The 25,782-nt window shown below is 56.5% G+C and carries 25 protein-coding genes and 1 pseudogene; 15 read left to right on the forward strand and 11 right to left on the reverse strand.

Going from position 1 to position 25,782, the window contains the following annotated elements; all coding sequences use genetic code 11:
* Positions 1–10: 10 nt before the first annotated feature.
* Positions 11–787, reverse strand: a complete 777-nt coding sequence (gene zupT / locus PU683_RS06765; protein WP_023481018.1) for a zinc transporter ZupT — start codon at positions 785–787, stop codon at positions 11–13.
* A gap of 196 nt (positions 788–983) precedes the next feature.
* On the opposite strand from zupT, the gene ygiD reads away from it, so the two are divergent.
* Positions 984–1,772 carry a 4,5-DOPA-extradiol-dioxygenase gene (gene ygiD / locus PU683_RS06770; RefSeq protein WP_277170767.1) on the forward strand — a complete coding sequence of 263 codons (789 nt, stop codon included), beginning with the start codon at positions 984–986 and terminating at the stop codon, positions 1,770–1,772.
* Here ygiD and PU683_RS06775 read toward each other — a convergent pair.
* Positions 1,744–2,013: a hypothetical protein gene (locus tag PU683_RS06775; RefSeq protein WP_277170768.1), complete on the reverse strand. Its 270-nt coding sequence runs from the start codon at positions 2,011–2,013 to the stop codon at positions 1,744–1,746. The two genes, ygiD and PU683_RS06775, sit on opposite strands and share 29 nt — an antisense overlap.
* A gap of 116 nt (positions 2,014–2,129) precedes the next feature.
* Here PU683_RS06775 and PU683_RS06780 point away from each other — a divergent pair, with 116 nt between their 5' ends.
* Genes PU683_RS06780 through PU683_RS06790 form a run of 3 tightly spaced genes read left to right on the forward strand, consistent with a single transcriptional unit; the run spans position 2,130 to position 4,921 of the window.
* On the forward strand, positions 2,130–3,053 hold the full coding sequence (locus PU683_RS06780; RefSeq protein WP_431190953.1) for a TRAP transporter substrate-binding protein: 924 nt from the start codon (positions 2,130–2,132) through the stop codon (positions 3,051–3,053).
* A 53-nt stretch (positions 3,054–3,106) separates the two neighbouring features.
* Positions 3,107–3,616 carry a TRAP transporter small permease gene (locus PU683_RS06785; RefSeq protein ID WP_094422138.1) on the forward strand — a complete coding sequence of 170 codons (510 nt, stop codon included), beginning with the start codon at positions 3,107–3,109 and terminating at the stop codon, positions 3,614–3,616.
* Between the two features lie 18 nt (positions 3,617–3,634).
* Positions 3,635–4,921, forward strand: a complete 1,287-nt coding sequence (locus tag PU683_RS06790; protein ID WP_042717980.1) for a TRAP transporter large permease — start codon at positions 3,635–3,637, stop codon at positions 4,919–4,921.
* Positions 4,922–4,972: 51 nt separating this feature from the next.
* Here the strand turns inward: PU683_RS06790 and PU683_RS06795 are convergent, their stop codons facing one another.
* The 3 genes from PU683_RS06795 to tolC form a co-directional block, all read right to left on the reverse strand.
* A complete protein-coding gene (locus tag PU683_RS06795; protein WP_277170770.1) occupies positions 4,973–6,133 on the reverse strand; it encodes a glutathionylspermidine synthase family protein in 1,161 nt (386 codons plus the stop codon).
* Between the two features lie 5 nt (positions 6,134–6,138).
* The gene (locus PU683_RS06800) at positions 6,139–6,819 is read right to left on the reverse strand and encodes a DUF1190 family protein (RefSeq protein ID WP_277170771.1); all 681 of its coding nucleotides are present in this window, start codon (positions 6,817–6,819) and stop codon (positions 6,139–6,141) included.
* Between the two features lie 144 nt (positions 6,820–6,963).
* Complete coding sequence (gene tolC, locus PU683_RS06805; RefSeq protein WP_277170772.1) at positions 6,964–8,403, reverse strand: outer membrane channel protein TolC; 1,440 nt, start codon at positions 8,401–8,403, stop codon at positions 6,964–6,966.
* A gap of 206 nt (positions 8,404–8,609) precedes the next feature.
* On the opposite strand from tolC, the gene nudF reads away from it, so the two are divergent.
* The 5 genes from nudF to parE are packed head-to-tail and all read left to right on the forward strand — an operon-like array spanning position 8,610 to position 13,020.
* Complete coding sequence (gene nudF, locus PU683_RS06810; protein ID WP_277170773.1) at positions 8,610–9,242, forward strand: ADP-ribose diphosphatase; 633 nt, start codon at positions 8,610–8,612, stop codon at positions 9,240–9,242.
* Positions 9,239–9,661: a DUF1249 family protein gene (locus tag PU683_RS06815; protein ID WP_023480711.1), complete on the forward strand. Its 423-nt coding sequence runs from the start codon at positions 9,239–9,241 to the stop codon at positions 9,659–9,661. The genes nudF and PU683_RS06815 overlap by 4 nt, the downstream gene beginning before the upstream one ends.
* 24 nt (positions 9,662–9,685) lie before the next feature.
* Positions 9,686–10,513 (forward strand): 3',5'-cyclic-AMP phosphodiesterase, encoded by an 828-nt coding sequence (gene cpdA, locus PU683_RS06820; protein ID WP_277170774.1) that lies wholly within the window; start codon positions 9,686–9,688, stop codon positions 10,511–10,513.
* Complete coding sequence (gene yqiA / locus PU683_RS06825) at positions 10,513–11,088, forward strand: esterase YqiA (RefSeq protein WP_277170775.1); 576 nt, start codon at positions 10,513–10,515, stop codon at positions 11,086–11,088. Before cpdA ends, yqiA begins: the two co-directional genes overlap by 1 nt.
* A 39-nt stretch (positions 11,089–11,127) precedes the next feature.
* Complete coding sequence (parE, locus tag PU683_RS06830) at positions 11,128–13,020, forward strand: DNA topoisomerase IV subunit B (protein ID WP_277170776.1); 1,893 nt, start codon at positions 11,128–11,130, stop codon at positions 13,018–13,020.
* Between the two features lie 103 nt (positions 13,021–13,123).
* Here parE and PU683_RS06835 read toward each other — a convergent pair.
* Positions 13,124–13,321 (reverse strand): annotated as a pseudogene (locus PU683_RS06835) (type II toxin-antitoxin system RelE family toxin); the annotation flags it as partial.
* Positions 13,322–13,332: 11 nt separating this feature from the next.
* Positions 13,333–14,208, reverse strand: coding sequence for a helix-turn-helix transcriptional regulator (locus PU683_RS06840; protein WP_277170777.1), 876 nt, complete (start codon positions 14,206–14,208; stop codon positions 13,333–13,335).
* Positions 14,209–14,372: 164 nt separating this feature from the next.
* On the opposite strand from PU683_RS06840, the gene PU683_RS06845 reads away from it, so the two are divergent.
* Genes PU683_RS06845 through PU683_RS06855 form a run of 3 tightly spaced genes read left to right on the forward strand, consistent with a single transcriptional unit; the run spans position 14,373 to position 18,741 of the window.
* Entirely contained in the window at positions 14,373–16,199 is a 1,827-nt protein-coding gene (locus tag PU683_RS06845) for a DUF2264 domain-containing protein (protein ID WP_277170778.1), read from the forward strand.
* Between the two features lie 57 nt (positions 16,200–16,256).
* Positions 16,257–17,516: an oligosaccharide MFS transporter gene (locus PU683_RS06850; RefSeq protein ID WP_277170779.1), complete on the forward strand. Its 1,260-nt coding sequence runs from the start codon at positions 16,257–16,259 to the stop codon at positions 17,514–17,516.
* A gap of 37 nt (positions 17,517–17,553) precedes the next feature.
* On the forward strand, positions 17,554–18,741 hold the full coding sequence (locus PU683_RS06855) for a glycoside hydrolase family 88 protein (protein WP_277170780.1): 1,188 nt from the start codon (positions 17,554–17,556) through the stop codon (positions 18,739–18,741).
* Between the two features lie 75 nt (positions 18,742–18,816).
* Here the strand turns inward: PU683_RS06855 and PU683_RS06860 are convergent, their stop codons facing one another.
* The 4 genes from PU683_RS06860 to qseB form a co-directional block, all read right to left on the reverse strand.
* A complete protein-coding gene (locus PU683_RS06860; RefSeq protein WP_277170781.1) occupies positions 18,817–19,131 on the reverse strand; it encodes a putative quinol monooxygenase in 315 nt (104 codons plus the stop codon).
* A 28-nt stretch (positions 19,132–19,159) separates the two neighbouring features.
* Positions 19,160–19,741 carry an NAD(P)H-dependent oxidoreductase gene (locus tag PU683_RS06865; protein ID WP_277170782.1) on the reverse strand — a complete coding sequence of 194 codons (582 nt, stop codon included), beginning with the start codon at positions 19,739–19,741 and terminating at the stop codon, positions 19,160–19,162.
* A gap of 106 nt (positions 19,742–19,847) precedes the next feature.
* Positions 19,848–21,194 carry a quorum sensing histidine kinase QseC gene (gene qseC / locus PU683_RS06870; protein WP_277170783.1) on the reverse strand — a complete coding sequence of 449 codons (1,347 nt, stop codon included), beginning with the start codon at positions 21,192–21,194 and terminating at the stop codon, positions 19,848–19,850.
* A complete protein-coding gene (gene qseB / locus PU683_RS06875; RefSeq protein ID WP_277170784.1) occupies positions 21,191–21,850 on the reverse strand; it encodes a quorum sensing response regulator transcription factor QseB in 660 nt (219 codons plus the stop codon). Before qseB ends, qseC begins: the two co-directional genes overlap by 4 nt.
* Before the next feature lie 145 nt (positions 21,851–21,995).
* On the opposite strand from qseB, the gene PU683_RS06880 reads away from it, so the two are divergent.
* The 3 genes from PU683_RS06880 (at position 21,996) to PU683_RS06890 (ending at position 25,736) form a co-directional block, all read left to right on the forward strand.
* Positions 21,996–22,403 (forward strand): YgiW/YdeI family stress tolerance OB fold protein, encoded by a 408-nt coding sequence (locus tag PU683_RS06880; protein WP_277170785.1) that lies wholly within the window; start codon positions 21,996–21,998, stop codon positions 22,401–22,403.
* A 118-nt stretch (positions 22,404–22,521) separates the two neighbouring features.
* Entirely contained in the window at positions 22,522–24,780 is a 2,259-nt protein-coding gene (gene parC / locus PU683_RS06885; RefSeq protein ID WP_277170786.1) for a DNA topoisomerase IV subunit A, read from the forward strand.
* Positions 24,781–24,998: 218 nt separating this feature from the next.
* On the forward strand, positions 24,999–25,736 hold the full coding sequence (locus PU683_RS06890; protein ID WP_277170787.1) for a 1-acylglycerol-3-phosphate O-acyltransferase: 738 nt from the start codon (positions 24,999–25,001) through the stop codon (positions 25,734–25,736).
* Positions 25,737–25,782 lie beyond the last annotated feature (46 nt).

Consider the following 25,782-nt stretch of genomic DNA (forward strand, 5'->3'; position numbering starts at 1 on the left):
GGCGCAGCCGTTAACCGCCGAAGCCCATCGCCTGCAGGGCGACCAGGCTTAAGCCCATCACCGACATGCCGCACAGCACGCCATAGCTTGGGTTGTTGTTGGGATCGATCTCCTTTGCCAGCGGCATTAACTCATCCACCGACAGTGCGACCATAATCCCCGCGACCGCCGCCATAATTGCGGCCATCACCACCGGCGAGACAAGGCTACCGAGAATCAGCCACGCCAGCACGCCGCCAAGGATCTCTGCCAGACCGGATATACCGGCCCACATCACGGCGCTACGTTTTGAGCCGGTTGCCGCGTAGACCGGGCCTGCCACCGCCAGGCCTTCAGGAATATTGTGTAAAGCCACGGCAAAAGCGATGCCGAAGCCCAGCTCCAGGTCGTTGCTGGCGGTTACGTAGGTGGCGATCCCCTCCGGGAAGTTGTGCAGGCTGATACCGAGCGTCAGCAGAATGGCGGTACGGCGGATGCCGCGCGGCAATGCCTCCTGCGAGCCCTGCATTAAATCCTGCGCATGGGCATGAGGCAGCAGGCGATCCAGTGCGAAGTAGCCGAGCAAACCCACGACAAACATGCCGTAACCGAGCATTGGCGGCATACTTTCGGTTGCCAGCGCGGCGGGGAGCATCTCCATTAAGGAGATAAGCAGCATGATCCCGGCGGCAAAGCCGAGCGAAAATGCCAGTACGCGGTTGGAGGGTTTCTGGCCGATAACGCCCAGAATGGCGCCAATAAACGTGGCGGCGCCCGCCAGGATGGTCAGAATCAACGGGACTGACATACATTGCTCCTTTATGATAATCATTCTCATTAATGTAAGTTTTCGCCCGCGGAAAAGCGAGGCAGCCACGGCACTTTTACGTATTCCTTACATTCAAAATTACTGACGATCTTCATCATGCTTATCTGAGTTCATCGCCCTGAGAAAAAGCGTAACCTGCTTTCATCATATTGGCATCTTCTGTAAGGATATCCTCATGTCTGCAACCCGTATGCCCGCATTGTTTCTTGGGCATGGCAACCCAATGAATGCGCTGCAGGATAATGTTTATACCCGCGCCTGGCGGAAACTGGGCGACACCTTACCGCGTCCAAAAGCGATTGTGGCGATCTCGGCGCACTGGTTTACGCGCGGCACTGGCGTAACGGCGATGGAGAGACCGCAGACGATCCACGATTTCGGCGGATTCCCGCAGGCGCTGCACGACGTGCATTACCCTGCGCCGGGTTCGCCCGCGCTGGCAGAGCAGCTGATGGCGCTGCTCTCACCGGTACCGGTGACGCTCGATCATGAAGCCTGGGGCTTCGATCATGGTGCCTGGGGCGTACTGATCAAGATGTACCCCAATGCGGATATTCCCATGGTGCAACTCAGTATCGACAGCACCAAACCGGCGGCGTGGCATATGGAGATGGGGCGTAAGCTCGCCGCGCTGCGTGATGAAGGGGTGATGATTATCGCCAGCGGTAATGTGGTGCACAACCTGCGCACGGCGCGCTGGCACGGTGACACCACGCCCTTTGCGTGGGCAGTCGCCTTCAACGATTTTGTGAAGCAGAACCTGGCGTGGCAGGGGGCAGTTGAACAGCATCCACTGGTCAACTATCTCGACCATGATAGTGGTCCGCTCGCCAATCCGACGCCGGAACACTTTCTGCCACTGCTCTATGTGCTTGGCGCATGGGATGGCAACGAGCCGCTCTCCATTCCCGTCGAGGGGATGGAGATGGCTTCCATCAGCATGCTGTCGGTGCAGGTGGGTTAAAAACGATGGCGCGCAATGCGCCATTTTTTTGCGCCAGAATCGCGGAAACCGGAGAAAGATCGCAAAAAAACGCCTCTGAACCGGGGTTTTTATGAAAATAAAAAGAACTGTGCTGCAAAAATGAAACGCTGTGCTGATTTTGGTGTTTTTTGTGAACCCCATCGTCGCGCAAATTCTCGCCAGTGACTACCCTTCTGATTGTCCTGTTCTCATACCCATCATCACTCTCGACGCCAGCCACGCGCTTTCTGCTCGCGGCAGTTTTGAGTGTGCCAAAAATGAAACTTCTGGAGATCCGGCAATATGAACTCAGCACAACGTTTTCTGACTCTCTCGATCAGTTCCGCTCTGCTCTTTATGTCGCATACCGCTCTTGCACAAACGTTTCGCGCTGCCGATGTTCACCCGGCGGATTACCCCAATGTCGTGGCGGTAAAACATATGGGTGAGAAATTGAGTAAGGCTACCGATGGCCGGCTGGAAATTAAAACCTTTCCCGGCGGCGTGTTAGGCGATGAAAAACAGGTAATCGAACAGGCGCAAATCGGCGCGATCGATATTATTCGCGTCTCGATGACGCCGGTGGCGGCAATATTGCCGGAGATTAACGTTTTCACGCTGCCCTATATTTTTCGCGATGAAGATCATATGCACAAAGTGCTCGACGGCATGATTGGCCAGGAGATTGGCAATCGGCTTACTGCAAGCAGCAAGTCGCGGCTGGTTTTCCTCGGCTGGATGGATGCCGGCACGCGCAACCTCATTACCAAAGCGCCGGTCACTAAAGCGGAAGATTTGAAAGGGATGAAAATCCGCGTTCAGGGCAGCCCAATTGCCCTCGATACCCTGAAAGCGATGGGGGCGAACTCGGTCGCGATGGGGGTGAGTGAAGTCTTCAGCGGCATGCAGACCGGGGTTATAGATGGCACAGAGAACAACCCGCCAACCTTTGTGGCGCACAACTATTTGCCGGTGGTGAAGAACTACACCTGGAGCAAACACTTCATTATTCCCGAGCTGTTTCTCTTCTCAAAAGCCAAGTGGGACAAGCTAAAAAAAGAGGACCAGGAGCTGATCCTCAAGCTGGCGAAAGAGGCGCAGGCGGAGCAGCGCGAGCTGTGGAAAGCCTATAACGAGAAGTCGCTACAGGCGATGAAAGCGGGCGGTGTGCAGTTCCACGACATCGACACCAAAGCTTTCTACGATGCCACGCAGTCGGTACGCGATAAATACGGTAACGCGCACCAGGATCTGATTAAGCGGATCCAGGACGTGCAGTAAGCTGGCCGGGCAGCTCCGCCTGCCCGTTTGCGACTTCTACCGGGAAAACCGCTATGGCAGAACGCTATTCGTTGTTAATGGATATTCTCTATCGCCTCTCTATGTGGGTGGCTGGGCTTGCGCTGTTGGTGATGGTCGCGATTATCCCCGTGGGGATTTTCGCCCGCTATGTGTTGAACAGCGCGCTCTCCTGGCCGGAGCCGGTGGCGATCATCTGCATGGTGACCTTTACCTTTATCGGCGCTGCCGTGAGCTACCGTGCCGGTTCGCATATTGCCGTCACCATGATGACCGACAGGTTAAGCGAGCCGCTGCGTAAGGTCTGTTTCCTGCTGGCGGATCTGATGCTGATGGCCATCAGCCTCTTTATCCTCTGGTACAGCGCGACGCTGTGCGCCGAATTGTGGGAGCAGCCGGTGGCAGAGTTCCCGCTCTTTACCGCCGGAGAGAGCTATTTACCGCTGCCGATTGGCTCTGCAATCACCCTTCTGTTCATTGTCGAGAAGATGCTTTTTGGCGCGCAGTACCACCGTCCGGTGGTGATGCTCGGCTCGTCGAGCTGATTCCAGTAAGGAACCTTTATGGATGCATTTATTCTGGTCTTTACGCTCGCCATTATGCTGGCGATTGGCGTGCCGGTCGCCTATGCGGTCGGCATCAGCGCGGTACTCGGCGCGTGGTATATCGATATTCCACTGGAAGCGGTGATGATCCAGTTGACCAACGGCGTCAATAAATTCTCACTACTGGCGATCCCGTTCTTTATCCTGGCCGGGGCGATCATGGCGGAGGGCGGTATTGCCCGCAGATTAGTCAACTTTGCCTATATCTTTGTCGGCTTTATTCGTGGCGGGCTGTCGCTGGTTAACATCGTCGCCTCGACGTTTTTCGGCGCTATTTCGGGATCGTCAGTGGCAGATACCGCCTCGATTGGCTCGGTGATGATCCCGGAGATGGATAAAAAGGGTTACCCGCGCGATTTCGCCGCTGCGGTTACCGCCAGCGGATCGGTGCAGGCGATCCTGACGCCACCCAGCCACAACTCGGTGATCTACTCGCTGGCGACGGGCGGAACTGTCTCCATCGCGGCGCTGTTTATCGCCGGGATTTTGCCTGGCCTGCTGCTCAGTTTCACCCTGATGGTGATGTGCGTGGTCTTTGCCCATAAGCGTGGCTATCCGAAAGGGGAGCGCGTCCCGTTTCGCCAGGCGTTGAAGATCTTTGCCGATACGCTGTGGGGGCTGATGACGGTGGTGATCATCATGGGCGGCATCCTTTCCGGGATCTTTACCGCTACCGAATCGGCGGCGATCGCCTGTCTGTGGGCCTTTTTCGTCACCATGTTTATCTATCGTGACTATAAATGGTCCGAGCTACCGAAGCTGATGTACCGCACGGTGAAAACCGTCACCATTGTGATGATCCTGATCGGTTTCGCCTCGGCCTTCGGCGCGGTGATGACCTATATGCAGCTGCCGGGCCGCATCACCGAGGCGTTTACCCAGCTCTCTGACAACAAGTATGTGATCCTGATGTGCATTAACATCATGCTGCTGCTGCTCGGCACGCTGATGGATATGGCACCGCTGATCCTGATCCTGACGCCGGTCTTGCTGCCGGTGACCAATGCGCTGGGAATCGATCCGGTGCATTTCGGCATGATCATGCTGGTCAATCTGGGGATCGGGTTGATTACGCCGCCGGTGGGATCGGTACTCTTTGTCGCCAGCGCGGTGAGTAAACAGAAGATCGAGCAGGTGGTGAAGGCGATGCTGCCTTTCTACGCCATCCTGTTCGTGGTGCTGATGCTGGTGACCTATATTCCGGCTATCTCGCTCTTCCTGCCGAAACTGTTTGGCGTGATGTAGGCTCAGCCTGTGACTATAAAAAACCCGGCGCGTAATGGCCGGGTTTTTTATTTATTCGGTAAAGATATGCGGATAGAAGCGGGAGAGATCCTGGGTGATCAGCGCCCGATCTTCGCGGATGCCGATCCCGGCAGGCTGATCGTTAATAAGCCAGCTGCCAATCAGCGTATAGCTGTCGCCAAACTTCGGCAGCGGGTAGAACTCCTGCACAATCATCCCCTCTTCGCCATAAGGGCCTTCCACCGACTCAACGGTCTTGCCGTTCTCGACGATCGAGACGTTGGCACCTTCGCGGGAGAAGATCGGCTTCACGACATACTTCTCCATCGGCGGATGATCTTCATCAGCAAACCAGGCCGGCAGCAGATTGGGATGATTCGGGAACATCTGCCACAGCATCGGCAGCAGCGCTTTGTTGGAGATAATGCTCTTCCAGGCCGGTTCCAGCCAGCGCACACCGGCATCTTCAAGCTTGGTGGAGAACATTTCTCGCAGCATGTATTCCCACGGATAGAGCTTGAAGAGGTTGCCGATCACCTGATCCTGTAGATCGGAAAACTGCCCCTTTTCACCGAGACCAATATCTTCAATATAGAGAAACTCAGAGGCCAGCTCCGCTTCGGCCGCGCAATCCTGGAGATACTGCACCGTTCCGCGATCTTCTACCGTATCTCGGCAGCAGGTGAAGTGGAGCAGCTGGAAGCCGTGCTGCTCGCGCAGCTCGGCGAAGCGTGCGATGAGCTTCTCCTGCAGGCTGTTGAACTGATCGCTCTCCTGCGGCAGGTTGCCAGCGTTGAGCTGATCTTCGAGCCAGATCCACTGAAAGAAGGCCGCTTCATACAGCGAGGTCGGCGTGTCAGCGTTGTTTTCCAACAGCTTAGGTTCGCCGACGCCATCCCAGGCGAGATCGAGACGTGAATAGAGCGAAGGCTGGCGCGTGGCCCACGACTGGCGCACAAAGCCCCAGGTGTGTTTCGGAATGCGGAATTTGGTCATCAGCTCATCGCTGGCAACGACCTTTTCCACCACCTGCAGGCACATCTGGTGCAGCTCGGCGGTGACATCCTCCAGCTTCTCTACCTGGGCAAGCGTCAGTTTATAGTAGGCATCCTCACACCAGTAGGGTTCGCCATACATGGTATGAAAGTTAAAGCCATACTCCGTCGCTTTCTCGCGCCAGTCAGGGCGCTCGCTGATACTGATTCTCTCCATCGACGTCAGCCACCCATGGAACGACTGGAGGTGCCGGATGCGCTGCTGCGCTGCATGCTGTTCTGTTTGGCAACAGATTCACCAAAGCCGCCGCGGGTGACGGTGGTGGTGGTCGCCGGTTTCGGCGCTAACGCAGTTTTAGGCACCGTTGCGGTACGGCCCGGCTGCGCTGCACCATAGCCTTTACCGGAGGCGTCGGTGTACTGCCCGTAAGCCGGGCTTGCCGGGTTACGCGAGCTGAAGAGCGGCTGCTGAGCAAAGCCCGCGCCGCCGCCCATTAAGCGGCCCATCATGTAACCGGCCATCAGCGGCATCCAGAAGCTGCCGCTGGACTGGTTCTGCGCCTGGTTTTCTGTGCCCGCCGCACCGACGCCCGCTTGTGCAGGCGCCTGCTGGCACTGACCTTCGCCAAACTCAGCCACGCAATCTTCGCGCGAGGCGTACTTCGGCGCGGTGCGTTCGGCTTCTTTTAAGGCGTTGTTGTAGGCGGCGGTACACTCCGCGCTTTTACCCGGATTCGCCGAGGAGCAGTCGTCGGCGTTCTGGTACATAGAAACTGTTTCGTCATTTTGTTCACAGGCTGCCAGCATAAATACGGCGGAGACCGCCAGCGCGACAGGCGTTAAATGACGTGCGCTCCAGCTTTTGCGGAACGTCGCATGATTGATATTTTTTGTCCGTTTCATTTTTATCTTCCTGTGGACCCCAAAGGCATGAATAGACGATCAGGATAGAGGATGGGTGGTCGAAATTAAAGCGAGGCGAGGAGGCCTTTACGTTGCCTTACGTAAAAACGGGGGCTGGGTGCCCCCGTGGTGTACTGCGGGTGATTAACGCGTCAGGCCAGTGCGCGCGGCGGCAGGTTGTGCATCCGCGCCGAAGTTCTCAACTTTAGCCTGCTGCTGCGGATTCTCCGGCGCCACGCTCTCTGGCGCGGTAGAGATGGATTTGCCCAGCGCACCGTTGAGTGCGACCAGATCCTGCTCGTTCAGCGTACCGAGCGCCTGCTTAATATTCAGCTGGTTAATCAGGTAGTTATAACGAGCGCTTGAGAGTTGCTGCTTCGCGTTGTAGAGCGTGGTGGTGGCATCCAGCACGTCAACAATTGTGCGTGTACCGACCGAGTAACCCGCTTCCATCGCGTCGAGCGAGCTCTGTGCAGAAACCACCGCCTGTTTGTAGGCGTTGATGCTGCTGATCGAGGCGTTGACGTTATTAAAGGAGGAGCGAACGTTCTGCACTACGCTGCGGTGCGCGCTCTCCAGCTGCTCGCTGGCACCAACAAAGTTAAACTGTGCCTGCTTGACCTGTGAGTTCACCTGACCACCCTGGTAGAGCGGCAGCGAGAAGCTGAGGCCAACTTTGTTCTGACCAACATCGGAGTCGCTGAACTGCGAGTTATTACGCGTTCTGGAGCCGCTGTAGGAGGAGTTCGACACGCTGGTAGAGGCGGTCAAATCGAGGGTCGGCAAGTGACCATCCTGCGCCTGGCGAATCTGTTCGCGCGCCAGATCCTGGCTCAAACGCGCCTGCAGCAGCGTCAGGTTGCGTTTTTCCGCTTCTTTCAGCAGGTTGTTCACCGGCTGCGGTTTGTCAGTCTTAAAGCTCTGGACGTTCAGCGACGCCAGCTCCGGATAGTAGTTACCGGTCACCTGGCGCAGCGTCTCTACGGCGTTATCCAGCGCGTTACGCGCGGAAACTTCGTTCGCCAGCACGGTGTCATACTGTGAGCGGGCGTTCTGCACATCGGTGATGGCAACCAGGCCGACGTTAAAGCGCTGGGTGGTTTGATCTAACTGGCGATAGATAGACTGCTTCTGCGCTTCGGTGTAGGAGAGCGTATCGATGGCGCTCAGCACGTTGAAGTAGGCGGTTGCGGTGTTCAGCATCAGCGTCTGCTGGTCGGTCTGCCAGGTGACATCCTGAATCCCGGCTGTTTTTTCCTGTAGAGTCAGCGCACGCCATTTCGACATATCAAAAATGGTCTGCGTTAACTGCAGTGAACCGCTGGTTACATTGGAATCGACACCCTGGCTATCGCGGAAACCGTTGGTGTAGGTGTAGTCTGCCCCCAAACCAAGCTGAGGCAGTAACGGGCTACGCGCTTCATTAATCTTTTCGAAGGCGGCATCGCGGTCGGCGGCAGATTTACGCAGATCCGGGTTGCTTAAACGCGCCTGCTGATAAACCTGTAACAGGTTTTCTGCCTGGCTCATCGCACTGAAACCGGACAGGCTCAGGCCGATAAAGAGGGGGAGCAATTTCTTCATTTGCATTCCTTGTTGTGAAGCAGTACTAGCGCTGATCTAAATTGGAAAAATAATCGCAGATTCTACCAGAAGTACGCACCGCGAAAGCTTGGCGTAACGTGCCATCGGCATAAATTTGCATCAATCTAACACATAGCGCTTGAAACACGCGTAAAACAGGCTTGAAAATCCACCGATTTATCATCACTTCATTTGAGACGCCGCCAATGAATAAGCCAGACTCATCCATCGTCACTTTCACAAAAAATGATGTAGAAATTATTGCACGGGAAACACTCTACACCGGTTTTTTTTCGCTCGTCCGCTATCGTTTTCGCCATCGTCTTTTTAATGGGGGAATGAGCGGCGAAGTGCAGCGTGAAATTTTTGAACGCGGTCACGCCGCAGTCTTGCTACCCTATGACCCTGTGCGCGACGAAGTTGTGCTGATCGAACAGATTCGCATTGCGGCCTTCGACACCAGCGACACGCCGTGGCTGCTGGAGATGGTTGCCGGCATGATTGAAGCGGGCGAGTCGGATGAAGATGTCGCACGGCGCGAAGCGGGCGAAGAGGCCGGTTTAGCGGTCGGACGCGTGAAAAGGATGCTGAGCTACCTGGCAAGCCCGGGCGGTACCAGCGAGCGCACTGCCGTATTGGTTGGCGAAGTGGATGCCACACAGGCCTCGGGTATTCATGGCCTTGTGGATGAAAACGAAGATATTCGTGTTCATGTGGTGAGCCGGGAGCAGGCTTACCAGTGGGTAGAAGAGGGGACAATTGACAACGCAGCGTCTGTCATCGCCTTGCAATGGCTGCAGCTGCATTATGAGAGCTTACAAAACGAGTGGAAAAAATGAAGCGTTACACACCTGACTTCCCAGAAATGATGCGCCTGTGCGAAACCAATTTCGCCCAGCTGCGCCGCCTGCTACCGCGTAATGATGAGGCAGGCGAAGCGGTAAGTTATCAGGTGACCAATGCGCAGTACCGATTAACGATTGTTGAATCCACCCGCTACACTACGCTTGTGGAGATCGAACAGACCGCGCCTGCCGTCAGCTACTGGAGCCTGCCCTCAATGACAGTGCGCCTGTATCACGATGCGATGGTAGCCGAAGTGTGTTCGAGCCAGCAGATCTTTCGATTTAAAGCGCGTTATGATTACCCCAATAAAAAGTTGCATCAACGCGACGAAAAGCATCAAATTAACCAGTTTCTGGCCGACTGGCTGCGTTACTGTTTAGCACATGGAGCAATGGCGATTCCGGTTTGTTAGCGTCGTGAAACCTAAGGACACCATTTGGAAAGCCTGTTAAACCTCTCTCTGGGGAGTGAGTCCAGAGTCAGGGTATTACAAATAACCGATTCTCACCTGTTCGCCAAAAAGCATGAAACGCTGTTAGGAGTTAACACCTGGGAGAGCTATCAGGCGGTACTGAATGCGATCCGGGTTCAGCAGCGTTCGTGCGATCTGATTGTCGCTACCGGCGATTTGGCGCAGGATCATACCGCTGCGGCCTATCAGCACTTTGCTGAAGGTATCGCAAGCTTCGACGCACCCTGCGTCTGGCTGCCGGGCAATCACGATTTTCAACCTGCCATGTACAGCGCGCTGCAGGATGCCGGTATCTCGCCCGCGAAACGTGTTTTTGTCGGCGAGCAGTGGCAAATTCTGCTGCTCGACAGCCAGGTGTTTGGCGTTCCGCACGGTGAGTTAAGCGAATTTCAGCTCGACTGGCTGGAGAAGAAACTCACCGACAGCCCGCAGCGTCACACCTTACTGCTTCTGCATCACCATCCGCTGCCGTCCGGCTGTAGCTGGCTCGATCAGCACAGCCTGCGCAACGCCGCGGAGCTGGATAATGTGCTGCAACGCTTTCCTCAGGTGCGCACGCTGCTGTGTGGACATATCCATCAGGAGCTGGATCTCGACTGGAATGGTCGCCGCTTGCTGGCAACACCGTCGACCTGCGTGCAGTTTAAGCCGCACTGCGCCAGCTTCACGCTTGATACCATCGCGCCAGGCTGGCGCTGGCTGGATCTCTACCCTGACGGAACGCTGCACACCGAAGTGTGCCGTCTGGCGGGGAGCGAGTTCAGACCCGATACCGCCTCAGAAGGCTATTGATGTCAACGCTTCTCTATCTGCATGGTTTCAACAGTTCGCCCAGATCCGGCAAAGCGACGCAGCTGGCGCAATGGGTCGCGCAGCATCATCCGCATATTGAAATGGTGGTGCCGCAACTGCCGCCCTATCCGGCCGAGGCCGCAGAGATGCTGGAGTCGCTGGTGCTTGAACGGGGCGGAAAAACGCTCGGTATTGTCGGTTCTTCGCTCGGCGGTTATCTGGCGACCTGGCTCTCGCAATGCTTTATGTTGCCGGCGGTGGTGGTCAATCCGGCGGTTCGGCCATTTGAATTGCTGGCGGATTATCTCGGCCCTAACGAGAACCCCTACACAGGGCAGCAATATGTGCTAGAGTCTCGCCATATTTACGAGCTCAAAGTGATGCAAGTTGACCCGCTTGAGGCGCCGGATCTGATCTGGCTGCTGCAGCAAACCGGGGACGAAGTGCTCGATTACCGCCAGGCGGTGGCCTATTACGATGCCTGCCGTCAGACAGTTGAAGAGGGCGGAAATCACGCCTTCACGGGCTTTGAGAAACATTTCACACAGATTATCGATTTCCTTGGGCTTGAATAAGCCGCTGGAAACGATGCGATCACTATCTACGAATACACCATGACGCAATCCTATAACGCTGATGCCATAGAGGTACTCACCGGGCTTGAGCCGGTTCGCCGCCGTCCGGGGATGTATACCGATACCACGCGCCCTAACCATCTGGGGCAGGAAGTTATTGATAACAGCGTGGATGAAGCGCTGGCGGGCCACGCGAAGCGCGTGGAGGTCATTCTTCACGCCGATCAGTCGCTGGAAGTTATCGACGACGGGCGCGGCATGCCGGTGGATATCCACCCGGAAGAGGGCGTTCCTGCCGTCGAGCTGATCCTCTGCCGCCTGCATGCGGGCGGTAAATTTTCTAATAAAAACTACCAGTTCTCGGGCGGCCTGCACGGCGTCGGCATTTCGGTGGTTAACGCCCTGTCACGGCGCGTAGAAGTGACCGTCAAACGCGACGGCCAGGTCTACAGCATCGCTTTTGAGAACGGTGACAAGGTGCAGGATCTGCAGGTCATTGGCACCTGCGGTAAGCGCAATACCGGTACCAGCGTTCACTTCTGGCCGGATGAATCCTTCTTCGACAGCCCGCGCTTCTCCGTTTCGCGCCTGATGCATCTGCTGAAAGCGAAAGCGGTGCTCTGCCCGGGCGTTGAAATTCTCTTTAAAGACAATGTGAATAACGCCGAGCAGCGCTGGTGCTACCAGGATGGTCTGAACGACTACCTGAGCGAAGCGGTAAATGGCCTGCCGACGCTGCCGGAAAAGCCCTTTATCGGCAACTTCTCTGCCGAAACGGAGGCGGTGGACTGGGCGCTGCTCTGGCTACCGGAAGGCGGCGAGCTGCTGACCGAGAGCTACGTAAACCTGATCCCGACCATGCAGGGCGGGACCCACGTGAACGGTCTGCGTCAGGGCCTGCTTGATGCGATGCGCGAATTCTGCGAATACCGCAATATTCTGCCGCGCGGCGTGAAGCTCTCGGCAGAAGATATCTGGGATCGCTGCGCTTACGTGCTGTCGGTCAAAATGCAGGATCCGCAGTTTGCCGGGCAGACCAAAGAGCGTCTCTCCTCCCGTCAGTGCGCGGCGTTCGTCTCCGGCGTGGTGAAAGATGCCTTCAGCCTGTGGCTGAACCAGAATATTCAGACGGCGGAATTGCTGGCAGAGATGGCGATCTCCAGCGCCCAGCGCCGCATGCGCGCCGCCAAAAAAGTGGTGCGTAAAAAGCTTACCAGCGGCCCGGCACTGCCCGGCAAGCTGGCGGATTGCACCGCGCAGGATCTCTCGCGAACCGAACTCTTCCTGGTGGAAGGGGACTCCGCGGGCGGATCGGCGAAGCAGGCACGCGATCGCGAGTTTCAGGCGATCATGCCGCTGAAGGGTAAGATCCTTAACACCTGGGAGGTCTCCTCCGATGAGGTGCTGGCCTCGCAAGAGGTGCATGATATTTCGGTCGCGATCGGTATCGATCCGGATAGCGAAGATCTCAGCCAGCTGCGCTATGGCAAGATCTGTATTCTTGCCGATGCGGATTCTGACGGCCTGCACATCGCCACGCTGCTCTGCGCGCTGTTTGTGAAGCACTTCAGAACGCTTGTGAAAAACGGACACGTCTATGTCGCGCTACCGCCGCTCTACCGTATCGATCTTGGCAAAGAGGTCTATTACGCGTTAACGGAAGAGGAAAAAACCGGCGTGCTGGAGCAGCTGAAACGCAAAAAGGGCAAACCGAACGTACAGCGTTTTAAAGGGCTGGGCGAGATGAACCCGATGCAGCTGCGTGAAACCACGCTCGATCCGAATACCCGCCGTCTGGTGCAGCTGGTCATCAGCGACGAAGATGATAAGCAGACTGATGCCGTGATGGATATGTTGCTGGCCAAGAAGCGCTCGGAAGATCGACGCAACTGGCTGCAAGAGAAGGGTGATACGGCGGAAATCGAAGCGTAATCCTGAATGCCCGGTGGCGTTCTGCTTACCGGGCTTGCTCAACTTGTTCGGGTTTGATGTAGGCCGGATAAGGCGTAAGCCGCCATCCGTTACGTTGTGCATCTTATCTGAAGCGGGTGGCAGTATAGATCTCATCGTTCTCGCGTTTGCCCACACCCATCACCGTCACGGTGATGCTCTCATCCTCGACCTTATAGGCCAGCCGGTATCCCGCGCCGTGTAGCTTAATTTTGTACTGATCTTTGCGCCCATGAAGCTGTGCTGCCGGGACGCGCGGGTTTTCGAGGCGCTCCTGAAGCTTAAAAAGCGCTTTTAAAGGTGCTTTCTAAGGACTTGTTCGTTTCGATGATTCTTCCGGTACTGCAACGGCGTTTCGCCGATACCGCGTTTAAAAGCGCTGATAAAGTACGTTACATCGGAAAAACCGACATCAATGGCGATCTCGCGGATGCTGAGCGGCGTATGAAGCAGCGAGTCGCACGCTTTGCGCAGGCGCAGAGTATTTAAATATTGATGGATCGGCTCCCCGGTCTCGAAGTGGAAGCGGCGCGAGACATAGCTGCGGGACTTACCGAGATCCCCGGCGAGCCGTTGCAGGCTAAACTTCTGCCGGTAATTCTCCTGCAGCCAGAACATCACTGGCGTGGCGATCCCGCTCTGCTCTTCCGGTAATTTCTCATTATCTTCCGGCAACATACTTAACAGATTGAGCAGCAAACAGGCGACCTGCTCGACGTTGAGGCTGCGGTTCTCGGACAGCTTCGCATAACAGCTAAACAGGTGATCGATATGGGGATGAATATCGGCCGCATCCATCACCACCGCTGCGCCGCCGCGCAAGGAGAGGCGCTGCAGGCGCTGGTGATTATGCGGAAAATCGCGCAGGTGTTTGAGCACGACATGGTGGTCGACATGGATAATGGTACGGCGATAACAATCCTGCGCCTGCTCATCCACCATCACCCGGTGCAGCGTAAAGGGCGGGAAGAAAAAGAGCCTGCCGGGCCGCATGGTGTAGTGACGATTATCAACAATCACCACGCCAAACCCCTCTTCGACATAGAGCACTTCCAGGCACTGATGCCAGTGATGGTAACGCACGGTATTGGCATAGAGGCGGCTAAACGACACAATCGCATCGTTGAGGGTAATCAGTTCCAGCCGCTCTGTCTGCAAGCCTGAAGTCATGGTGCAATCAATCTCAATTTTTACTTGCCTGTAGCCATTTATAAACCACGGTTTTAAATTTTCTCAATAACAGGTTCAGAGAAGTTACGGCGGTGTGACAGAGCTAACATTTCACCGCGCTGCTCATTAACTATTCTTCTGCCACACATCAGGGGAGGGAAGTTATGCAGGCGGCGCACGAAAAAAAATCAAATCCATTGTCATCCCGCGAAGACGTGGTCAGCGCGCTGACTACCATGCTCGACGCGCTGGATAAACAGTTCCCGGCCGGTGCGACGCACTTCTCCCTCGGTGCCACCAGCGCCCATTACAACGATGAGATTGCTGAAATGGAGGGGCTCTCCCGCGCGCTATGGGGGCTGTTTCCGCTAATGGCGGGCGGCGATGCACAAACGTTCAGCGAGAAATATCTGCTGGCGATTAAGCGCGGCACCGATCCGCAGGATAGCGGCTACTGGGGCGACACCGTGGCATACGATCAGCGGCTGGTGGAGATGGCAGCCTATGGTCTCGGGCTGGCGCTGCTGGGCGAAAAGTTCATGCTGAACTTCACTGCCCAGCAAACTGAGAACCTCTACCGCTGGCTTAACCAGATCACCGAAGCGGAGATGCCCGACAGTAACTGGAACTTCTTCGCTATCATGGTGCAGCTGGGGTTTAAACGCGCCGGTTTGCCGTGGGATGCACAGGCAGTTGAGCGCCGCTTCGCGATGATGGATGCCTACTATCTCGGCGAAGGGTGGTACTCCGACGGCCCCGGTCGGCCAAAAGATTACTACATCTCGATGGCGTTCCATTTTTATGGCCTGATCTACGCCGCGCTGAACGGCGAAGAGGACGTCACGCGCGCGGCAACGATTCGCGAGCGCGCAAGCCGCTTTGCCGAAGACTTCATCTACATGTCGGCGGCAGAGGGGGAGTCGGTGCCGTTTGGCCGCAGCCTCACCTACCGCTTTGCGATGGTCGCCTTCTGGAGCGCTGTCGCCTTTGCCGGGCTGCCGGTCTTTACGCCGGGTGTGGTAAAAGGCGTGATCCTGCGCCATCTGCGCTGGTGGCTCAAACAACCCATCTTCGATCGCGATGGTATTCTGACGCTCGGTTTTGCCTACCCGAACCTGGCGATGTGCGAAGATTACAACTCGCCAGGCTCGCCCTACTGGGCGCTGAAGGTCTTCTTGATCCTCGCGCTGCCCGCGTCTCACCCCTTCTGGCGCGCCGAAGAGCAGCCGCTACCGCGGCTCGACGCGCAGCGAGTTATCGCCCCTGCCGGGCAGCTTATCGTGCACAGCGAAGAGTCAAAGCATGTCTGGATGCTGACTGCCGGACAGCTTGAACTGAACAACTACGTTAATACCGAAGCGAAATACACCAAATTCGCCTACTCCAGCCGCTTTGGTTTCACCATTGAGCGCGGGCGCTACGGCATTAAACATGCTGCCTGCGACTCAATGCTGCTGCTGAGCGCAGGGGATAACTACTTTCGCGGCCGCCGCGAGTGCGACGAGGTGGTGATAAGCCAACAGGCGATCTTCTCGCGCTGGTCGCCGTGGCATGACGTGCAGATCGCCACCTGGCTTATCCCCTGCGGGGAGTGGCATCTTCGCGTCCACCGTATCGATACCGCGCGCACGCTGACCAGCGTGGAAGGGGGCTTTGCAGTGCTGAAAGCGCCCCATCGTCCTGAGCAGCACGGCAGCCTGGTGGTCGCTGAAAACGGCGTAAGTGGTATTTTCAACCTGCTTACTGATGCTACACGTGAGGCGGACAGCATCATCACACCGCCTAACAGCAGCATCATGTTTTCACCCTGCGCTTCCATTCCCGTGCTGCGTACCGACATTGCCCCAGGCCAGCAGTGGCTAGCGTGCGCCGTGCAGGCGGCAACCTGCGAATTGGCCTTCAACCCGCTCTTACCGGAACTTTTTATCAACAATAACGCGCTGGTGATCCATCAACCGGGGCAGAAAAACCGTGTCGAGATTGCACTTTGATTCCCGGCGCTGGCCGGGAAATAACGCTGAACCCTACATGCTTTCGTCGAGGATAGTATGGAAAAAATCACCATAAATAATAAAACTGAATATTACAAAATCAGCACTTTTATCTTTCTCTACTTTTTTACCTGGTCGGCGAGTATTGGTTTGCTGGCAATTTGGCTCGGGCAAAAAGCCAATTTAAGCGGGACGGTGATCGGCACGGTGTTTGCCGTTAACGGTATCTTCTCCGTTATTCTGAAACCGATTTATGGCTATATCCTGGATAAAATCGGCATGAGCAAATACCTGCTCTATTTTGTCGTGCTGATGTCGGCCTTAATGGCACCCTTCTTTATCTATGTCTATCAGCCGTTATTAATGTCCAACACGCTGGTCGGCATTATTGTCGGCGCCATCTATCTAAGCTTCGCCTGGTATGCAGGCGTGGCGGCGTGCGAATCCTATACCGACCGTTACAGCCGTTTAAACGGTATGGAGTTCGGGCAGATCCGCATGTGGGGATCGCTGGGCTGGGCGGTGGCCTCCTCCTTCTCCGGCCTGCTGTTTAACCTCTCGCCGGCCTATAACTTCATCATGGGGTCCGTGGCATCGCTGATTATGCTGGCGGTGTTGCTGAGCCTGAAAGTGAATGTCCACTCCGCTCACGCGGGTGACGTGCTGACCAAAGAGAAGATCGCGCCTGCCGATGTCTATGCGCTGCTGCGCAACCGTAAATTCTGCGCCTTCTGCCTCTATGTCGCCGGTGTCGCGTGGATGATGTTTATTGCCGAACAGCAATTCTCGCGCTACTTCGTCACCTTCTTTGACGATGTGCATGAAGGCAATGCGGTGTTTGGGTATCTGGGTACGGTGCAGTCGGGCATGGAATTTGTCATGTATATGGTGATCCCGCTGTTGGTGAACTTTATTGGTGCCAAGCGCGGATTATTAATTGTCGGCCTGATTGTTGGCGGGCGGTTAATTATCTCCGGGCTGTGCGAATCGCATCTGCTTATTTCGATCCTTAAACCGCTCTACGGCCTCGAAATCTGTTTGCTGCTGGTGTCGGTATTTAAATATATCGCCGAGCATTTCGACAAACGCGTTAATGCCACCATGTATCTGCTGGGTTACCAGGCGATGCTCTACGTCGGCAATGTGGTGGTCTCGTCACCTGCGGGGATTTTGTATGACCGCATCGGCTTTGAACACACCTATATCATCATGGGCGCGATTGCACTGACCTTTACCTTTATCTCCCTGTTTACCCTGTCTGCCTGCCAGAGCAAATGGCGGCAAGCCCGCACGCTGGATGCGAAAACGGCAGGGTAATGGCTATCCGATTATTGAACAGAGAAGGAACCGAACGATGTTAAGTAAAATCAACGAGGAAACGTTACGCCCATGCCCGGCCGCGCCCGATGCGCAAACTTTTAAAGATGAACTGGAGTCTGCGCGTAGCCATACCCTTGAACTGATTCGCCGTCATTTAACCGAGTTCGGTGAACAGTTTCCGGCGGAGACCTGCGTCGACGGCTTTTATCCGTTGACCGGCAACGTCGAGTGGACCACCAGTTTCTGGACCGGGCAGCTGTGGCTGGCCTGGGAGATGAGCGGCGACGAGGCGTTTCGTGCGCTGGCCGAGCGCCACGTGCGCTCCTTTGGCCTGCGCATCGCCGGACGTGAAGATACTAACACCCACGATCTCGGCTTTTTATACACGCTCTCCTGCGTGGCGGCCTGGCGCTTAACCGGCAATCGCGACGCGCGCGGCTTTGCGCTGCTGGCGGCCGAAGCGCTGCTGGAGCGCTTTCATGAAAAAGCGCAAATTATCCAGGCGTGGGGCGATCTAACCGATCCTGCCCAGGCCGGGCGGATGATCATCGACTGCAATATGAATCTGCCGCTGCTCTATTGGGCGACGGAGCAAACCGGCGACAGGCGCTTTGCCGACGCCGCCGAAGCCCACGTTAACCAGGCGGCAAAGTACCTTGTGCGCGAAGATGCCTCTACCTTTCACACTTACTATATGGATGTGCAGACCGGCGCGCCGCGCTATGGCAACACCCAGCAGGGCTACGCCGATGATTCATGCTGGTCGCGCGGCCAGGCGTGGGGGATTTACGGCTTTCTGCTGAGCTATATCTATACCGGTGATAAAGAGATGGTGGCGCTGTCAAAACGGCTGGCGAACTATTTCCTCAATCGCCTGCCGGAAGATGCGGTCTGCCACTGGGATTTGGCGTTGGTCGGCACCGATGCGCTGCGCGACTCCTCATCGGCGGCGATTGCGGTATGCGGTTTGCTGGAGCTGGTTAAACAGCTGCCGGTGACCGATCCGGACCGTGCCCATTACCAGCAGTGGGCGATGCGCATTATGTCGTCGTTAAATGAGCACTATCTGGCGGGCAAGCATGAGGCGACCAACGGTCTGCTCAAGCACTCGGTCTATCATTTGTCGAGCAATAAAGGGGTGGATGAGTGTGCAAGCTGGGGGGATTACTTCTATGTCGAAGCGCTGGCGCGTTTCTCGCTGAGCTGGAAGTTGTACTGGTAAGCAACGGGCCGGGGAGCCGTTTTGCCCACGCCGGCCTGAGTATTCTCCCCCCGCCTGGCGGTGAGGGGAAGCACCTTACAGACCCGATTCGAGAATACGGATATGGGTCTCGAGGACATCGCCTTTTACTGCTTCGCTCCACGCTTTCATGTGGGGCGTTTGCAGATGCGCTTCAAGATGCGTAACGCTTTCCCAACGCTCGACCATCGTGATGGAATCCGGTGCGGTCGTCTGGAAGCTAACGCCAGCGGCGTGGTCGATCAGCGGCTCATAGCCGTGGCAGCCTGCTTCTTGCAGCACAACCGGTACAATTTTCGCGAATTCATCAAGCACGGCCTGGCGATGGTGCTGCCCCGGACGAGTGCGGATCTCTGCTACTACTGTCAACATGGTTTACTCCTTTTAAGTCCAGCTACAGTTAAGCAAAAATCTCCGCCAGATGCTTGCGATATTCTGCAATATAACGCGGGACATCCGGCATTTTGATGACGTCGTTGACGATAAATGTCGGCAGCGCGTCCATACCGAGGAACTGGTTCGCTTTATGGAACGGCAGGTAAACGCCGTCAACGCCGACGCCGTGGAAGAACTGCTCTTTATCGGTAAAGGCGTCAATTGGCGCGTTCCAGGTGAGCGACAGCATGTAAGTTTTGCCCTGGATTAAGCCGCCGGAGCCATACTTTTTCGCTGCATCAGAGCGGGTACGACCATCGCTGGCGTACAGTGAACCGTGGCCTTCGGTAAAGACATCATCCATATACTTTTTCACCGTCCACGGCGCGCCCATCCACCAGCCCGGCATCTGCCAGATCACCGTGTCGGCCCACAGGAAGTTCTCCACTTCCGCTTTAACGTCATACTCCCCGTCGGTACGCACGGTTTTCACATTGTGCCCGGCATCGCGCAGGAAGCTTGCCGCAACGTCGGTCAGGGTATCGTTCAGTTCGCCATTGGAGTGTGCGAATTTCTTCGCGCCGTTGATAATCAGAATATTGCTCATTTTTTGTTCCCGGATAAATACGTTTGTCGGCGATTCTATCCGCATCAACGGTGCGATTAAATTGGCAATAATGGCAAAGACTTTTGCTCAATAAGCAATAATTGCTTTACCAGCGTAGTGTGACGTTAAAGCCCCCCTCAGGATGGTTGGTAAACGTGGCCTGCATCTGATGCAGGGCGGCGATGCGCTGGACAATCGATAACCCGAGGCCGCTGCCGGTTTCGGCCTGCCCCGGCGGGCGATAGAAGCGCTCGCCAATACGCGCCAGCGCCTCTTCGCTGACCCCCGGCCCGTTATCCCGCACGCTCAGGCTATGGGCTTCAAGTATGACATCCACTACGCTGCCTGGCGGGCTGTAGCGGATGGCGTTATCCAGCAGGTTGCGCACCAGCAGGCTAAGCAGTAGCGGCTGTCCCTGGCGGCGTACGCCGTGTGCATTCAGGTGCAGACGGATATCAATCCCTGCCTGCTGCGCGCTGTGGTAGGTCTCCATCACCGCCGATTGCAGCAGCGCATCAAGCGCCAGCGTCTCGACATCATCCATATGCTCCAGCGAATCGAGGCGCGAGAGGGTTAACAGCTGATCGACCAGCCGCGTCGCGCGATCGATGCCGAGATGTAACTGACTCAGGGCTTTGGTGCGGGCTGTGCGATCGTCATCGGAGAGCTGCGCGACTTCTGTCTGCACTTTCAGCGCCGCAAGCGGGCTACGCAACTCGTGGGCGGCGTCGGAGGTAAAGCGCCGCTCGCGCAGCATCATGGTGTGCGTGCGGGCAAAGAGTTGGTTGAGCGCATCCAGCAGCGGGCGCACTTCGCCAGGCACGCCGCGGATCTCCAGCGCATCGGCGCGATCCGGAGCGCGTGAACGCAGCGCCAGCGCCACCTTTTTCAAGGGGCGCAGCTCAAGGGTCAGCAGGGCGATTAACAGCAGCAGCATTAACGGCAGCGCCACCAGCCATGGTGTTAGCTGTGAGGTAATAATCTCCAGCGCCATCTCCTCGCGATACTCCCACTCCTGGCCGATAACAATGCGGTATTCACCGCCGGGCGCGGTTAGCCACAGAAAGCGCCACTTATCGTCATCATCGCGCAGCTGCCCATCATCAAAGCCATCGCGACGCCAGGAGTAGGGGATATCGCGCCCGTTATCGCCATCGTGTAGCAGCAGTTTGCCGTCGGTGGAGTAGATGGCGAAGGCCAGCACGTCATCATCGAGATGACCATGCTTCATCCTTTTTTTCGTGACCTGCGGCGCGGCGCTTTGCAGTTGATCGAGCTTCATTACGCTCAGCCGTTTGGCGAACAGCATCTGCTGGGTATCAAAGAGCTTGTCGAGTTTATCGCGCGTCTGCTGCCAGGCGACGACGCTGGCGCAGAGCCAGGCCGCCAGCGAAAGCAGCAAAAAGAGCAGCGTCAGACGCAGCCGCAGGCTATGGGGAAACGTAAATTTCATGCCTCTCCTAAGGTGTAGCCGATGCCGTGCACGGTGCGGATAAAGTCGCTACCGAGCTTGCGGCGCAGGTGGTGCACATGCACTTCTACCGCGTTGCTGGAGACATCCCCATCCCAGCTGTAGAGCTTCTCTTCAATCGCTTTTCGCGGCAACACGCGCCCAACGTTGCGCAGCAGAAGCTCCAGCAGCGCGAACTCTTTTGGTTTCAGCACCAGCGTCTCATTATGAAAGGTGGCCACCAGACTTACCGGGTCGAGCGTAACCTGGCCGTGCCGTAGCAGGCTTTGTGCCTGTCCGTGGGCGCGGCGAATCAGCGCTTCCAGCCGGGCGGCGACTTCCACCAGCGCAAAGGGTTTGCAGAGATAATCATCAGCGCCGAGTCGTAGCCCTTCGACACGCTGCTCAATGGCGTCGCGGGCGGTGAGGATCAGCACCGGCTCGCCGCGCTTCTCCTCGCGCCAGTCGCGCAGGATTGTCAGCCCATCCAGACCCGGTAGCGTTAAGTCAAGGATCACCGCGTCATACGGTGCGGCAAACAGCGCCGCCTTGCCGAGCTTGCCGTCGGTAAACCAGTCCACCGTGAAGCCTTTTTTACCCAGGCCAGCCTTCAGACCGTCGCCAATCAGCGCATCATCTTCTATGAGCAGAATTCGCATACTCTCTCCGTGTATCCAGACCTGCAGGCAGTTAACCCGCTCGTCACGGGCGTTGTACAGCGAAAAATAATCTTTTTACGCCTTAAGAAGTTGTTAAGAAGTGGCTGGCTTAATGGAGCCTTACCAACAAAAAGGGAGAGATAAGATGAAAAAGTTTGCTGCTATCACCGCTGTTCTCGCACTCTGCGCCGCGCCGGCATTTGCTGCTAATCAGGGCGGTTTTACCGGCCCGGGTGCGGCACAACAACAAAACACCACCCAGCAGGGCGGCGGCTTTACCGGGCCAAACGGCAGTAAAGCGACCGTTGAGAGTGCAAAATCCCTGCGCGATGATGCCTGGGTGACGCTTAGCGGGAACATCGTTGAGCGCATCTCGGATGACACCTACTCCTTTAAAGATGCTACTGGCACCATCAATGTCGATATTGACCAGAAACGCTGGAAAGGGCTGAGCGTCGGACCGCAGGATAAGGTTGAAATCCAGGGTGAAGTGGACAAAGACTGGAACTCCGTTGAGATCGACGTAAAAGAGATCCGCAAAGTCGGTCAGTAAGCGCTGACCGCTCGTGAAAAAATCGCGCATCGCTATGACTCCTCGCCGCAGATAGGGTAGTATCTGCGGCAATATTGCCGCCGAAAAGGTGGGCGCATACGTTGAGGAATCACGATTAATGAGCGATATGGCAGAGCGCCTTGCGCTGCATGAATTTACGGAAAACGCATACCTGAACTACTCCATGTACGTCATCATGGATCGTGCGTTGCCGTTTATCGGTGATGGCCTGAAACCCGTTCAGCGTCGCATCGTCTACGCAATGTCTGAACTGGGGCTGAGCGCCAGCGCGAAGTTCAAGAAATCCGCCCGTACCGTGGGCGATGTCCTGGGTAAATACCACCCGCATGGCGACAGTGCCTGCTATGAAGCGATGGTGCTGATGGCGCAGCCCTTCTCCTATCGCTACCCGCTGGTCGACGGCCAGGGGAACTGGGGGGCGCCGGACGATCCGAAATCCTTCGCCGCCATGCGTTATACCGAATCCCGCCTGTCAAAATATGCCGAGCTGCTGCTGAGCGAGCTGGGGCAGGGCACCGTTGAGTGGGTGCCAAACTTCGACGGTACGCTGCAGGAGCCGAAAATGCTGCCTGCCCGTCTGCCGAACATTTTGCTGAACGGCACGACCGGTATTGCCGTCGGTATGGCGACGGACATCCCGCCGCACAACCTGCGTGAAGTTGCCAACGCGGCGATTGCGCTGATTGACCAGCCAAAAACCACCCTTGATGAGCTGCTGGATATTGTCCAGGGGCCGGACTACCCGACCGAAGCGGAGATCATCACCTCGCGTGCGGAGATCCGCAAAATCTACCAGAACGGTCGCGGCTCCGTGCGTATGCGCGCGGTGTGGAAAAAAGAGGATGGTGCCGTGGTGATCACCGCACTGCCGCACCAGGTCTCCGGCGCGCGCGTGCTGGAGCAGATCGCAAGCCAAATGCGCAACAAAAAATTGCCGATGGTTGACGACCTGCGCGATGAGTCGGATCACGAAAACCCGACCCGCCTGGTGGTGGTGCCGCGCTCCAACCGCGTCGATATGGATCAGGTAATGAACCACCTCTTCGCCACGACCGATCTGGAGAAGAGCTACCGTATCAACCTCAATATGATTGGCCTGGATGGTCGCCCGGCGGTGAAAAACCTGCTGGAGATCCTCTCCGAATGGCTGACCTTCCGCCGCGATACGGTGCGCCGCCGCCTGAATCACCGCCTGGAGAAAGTGCTCAAGCGCCTGCATATCCTTGAAGGTTTGCTGGTGGCGTTTCTCAACATCGACGAAGTGATTGAGATTATCCGCGGGGAAGATGAGCCGAAGCCGGTGCTGATGTCCCGTTTCGGCATCAGTGAAACCCAGGCTGAAGCCATTCTTGAGTTAAAACTGCGCCACCTCGCCAAACTGGAAGAGATGAAGATCCGCGGCGAGCAGAGCGAGCTGGAGAAAGAGCGCGATCAGTTGCAGGCGACTCTTGCCTCCGAGCGCAAAATGAACACCCTGCTGAAGAAAGAGCTGCAGGCCGATGCCGCCGCTTTCGGCGACGATCGCCGCTCACCGCTGCACGAGCGCGAAGAGGCCAAAGCGATGAGCGAGCACGATATGCTGCCGTCAGAGCCGGTCACCATCGTGCTGTCGCAGATGGGCTGGGTACGCAGCGCCAAAGGGCATGATATTGACGCGCAGGGGCTGAGCTACAAAGCGGGCGACAGCTGGAAAGCGTCGGCGAAGGGCAAGAGCAACCAGCCGGTAGTATTTATCGATACCACCGGGCGCAGCTATGCCGTTGACCCGATTTCGCTGCCGTCGGCACGCGGGCAGGGCGAGCCGATTACCGGCAAACTGACGCTGCCGCCGGGCGCGACGGTTGAGCATATGATCATGAGTAATGAAGATCAGAAGCTGCTGATGGCCTCCGACGCGGGTTATGGTTTCGTCTGTACCTTTAATGACTTAATCGCCCGTAACCGTGCCGGCAAAGCGCTGATCAACCTGCCTGATAACGCGCGCGTGATGGCACCGATTGCCATCGAGCATGACGAGGATATGCTGCTGGCGATCACCGCCGCCGGGCGCATGCTGATGTTCCCGGTCAGCGATCTGCCGCAGCTCTCCAAAGGCAAAGGCAACAAGATCATCGGCATTCCCTCCGCCGATGCGGCGAAAGGGAGCGACGCGCTGGCGCATCTCTACCTGCTGCCACCGCAGAGCACGCTGACGCTCCACGTTGGTAAACGCAAAATCAAACTGCGTCCGGAAGAGCTGCAAAAAGTGCATGGCGAGCGCGGACGTCGCGGTACGCTGATGCGCGGTTTGCAGAAGATTGACCGCGTAGAGATCGACTCGCCGGCCCGTCCGGGCGCGGGCGATAGCGAAGAGTAATCTTCATCATCTTCTCCCCGCCGTGCGCGGGGAGATATTTCTTAGCAAATTTCCCGTAAAGACGTTGTTTATTCGCGGATTGCGATTAACAATACGTTCTTTTTAAAGGCCGCATAACACAAGCCCGGACCGCATCGCGGTCAGCGAGGCGCAGCCAGCATCAGCGGAATTACGCTGGCGTGTATATAATGCTCAGGGTATGGGCTTCAGAGGTCGCTATGTTATTTATTTTTCGTGTCATCATCATCGTTATTTACTCCATTCTGGTCTCGGTATTTGGTTCGCTTTACTGCCTGTTCAGTCCCCGAAACCCAAAACATGTCGCCACCTTTGGCCATCTTTTTGGTCGCCTCGCGCCGGTATGCGGGCTGAAAGTTGAAAAACGCCTGCCACCGGGCGCCGATAAGTTCGGCAACGCCATCTATATCGCCAATCACCAGAACAACTACGATATGGTGACCGCCTCCGGCATCGTGCTGCCACCGACGGTTACCGTCGGTAAAAAGAGCCTGCTGTGGATCCCGTTTTTTGGTCAACTCTACTGGCTGACCGGCAACCTGCTGATTGACCGCGATAACCGCGCCAAAGCGCACGGCACCATCGCCCAGGTCGTGAAGCAGATTCAGAAACGCAATATTTCAATCTGGATGTTCCCGGAAGGGACCCGCAGCCGCGGTCGCGGTCTGCTACCGTTTAAAACCGGTGCGTTCCACGCCGCGATTGCCGCCGGTGTGCCGATTATTCCGGTCTGCGTCTCCACCACCTCGAATAAAGTGAATCTCAACCGCCTGAATAATGGGCTGGTGATTGTTGAGATGCTGCCGCCGGTGGATGTTTCGCAGTTTGGTAAAGATCAGGTTCGTAAGTTAGCGACCCACTGCCGCGAACTGATGGCGGCAAAAATCGAAGAGCTCGATAAAGAAGTGGCAGAGCGCGAAGCCGCCGGTCGGGTTTAAACATCAGGTGTGAGCAAACCCGGAGGCACACAGCCTCTGGCGTATT

It is taken from the genome of Candidatus Kosakonia sp. 282A-S69 (assembly GCF_029433855.1).
GTDB lineage: Bacteria > Pseudomonadota > Gammaproteobacteria > Enterobacterales > Enterobacteriaceae > Kosakonia > Kosakonia cowanii_A.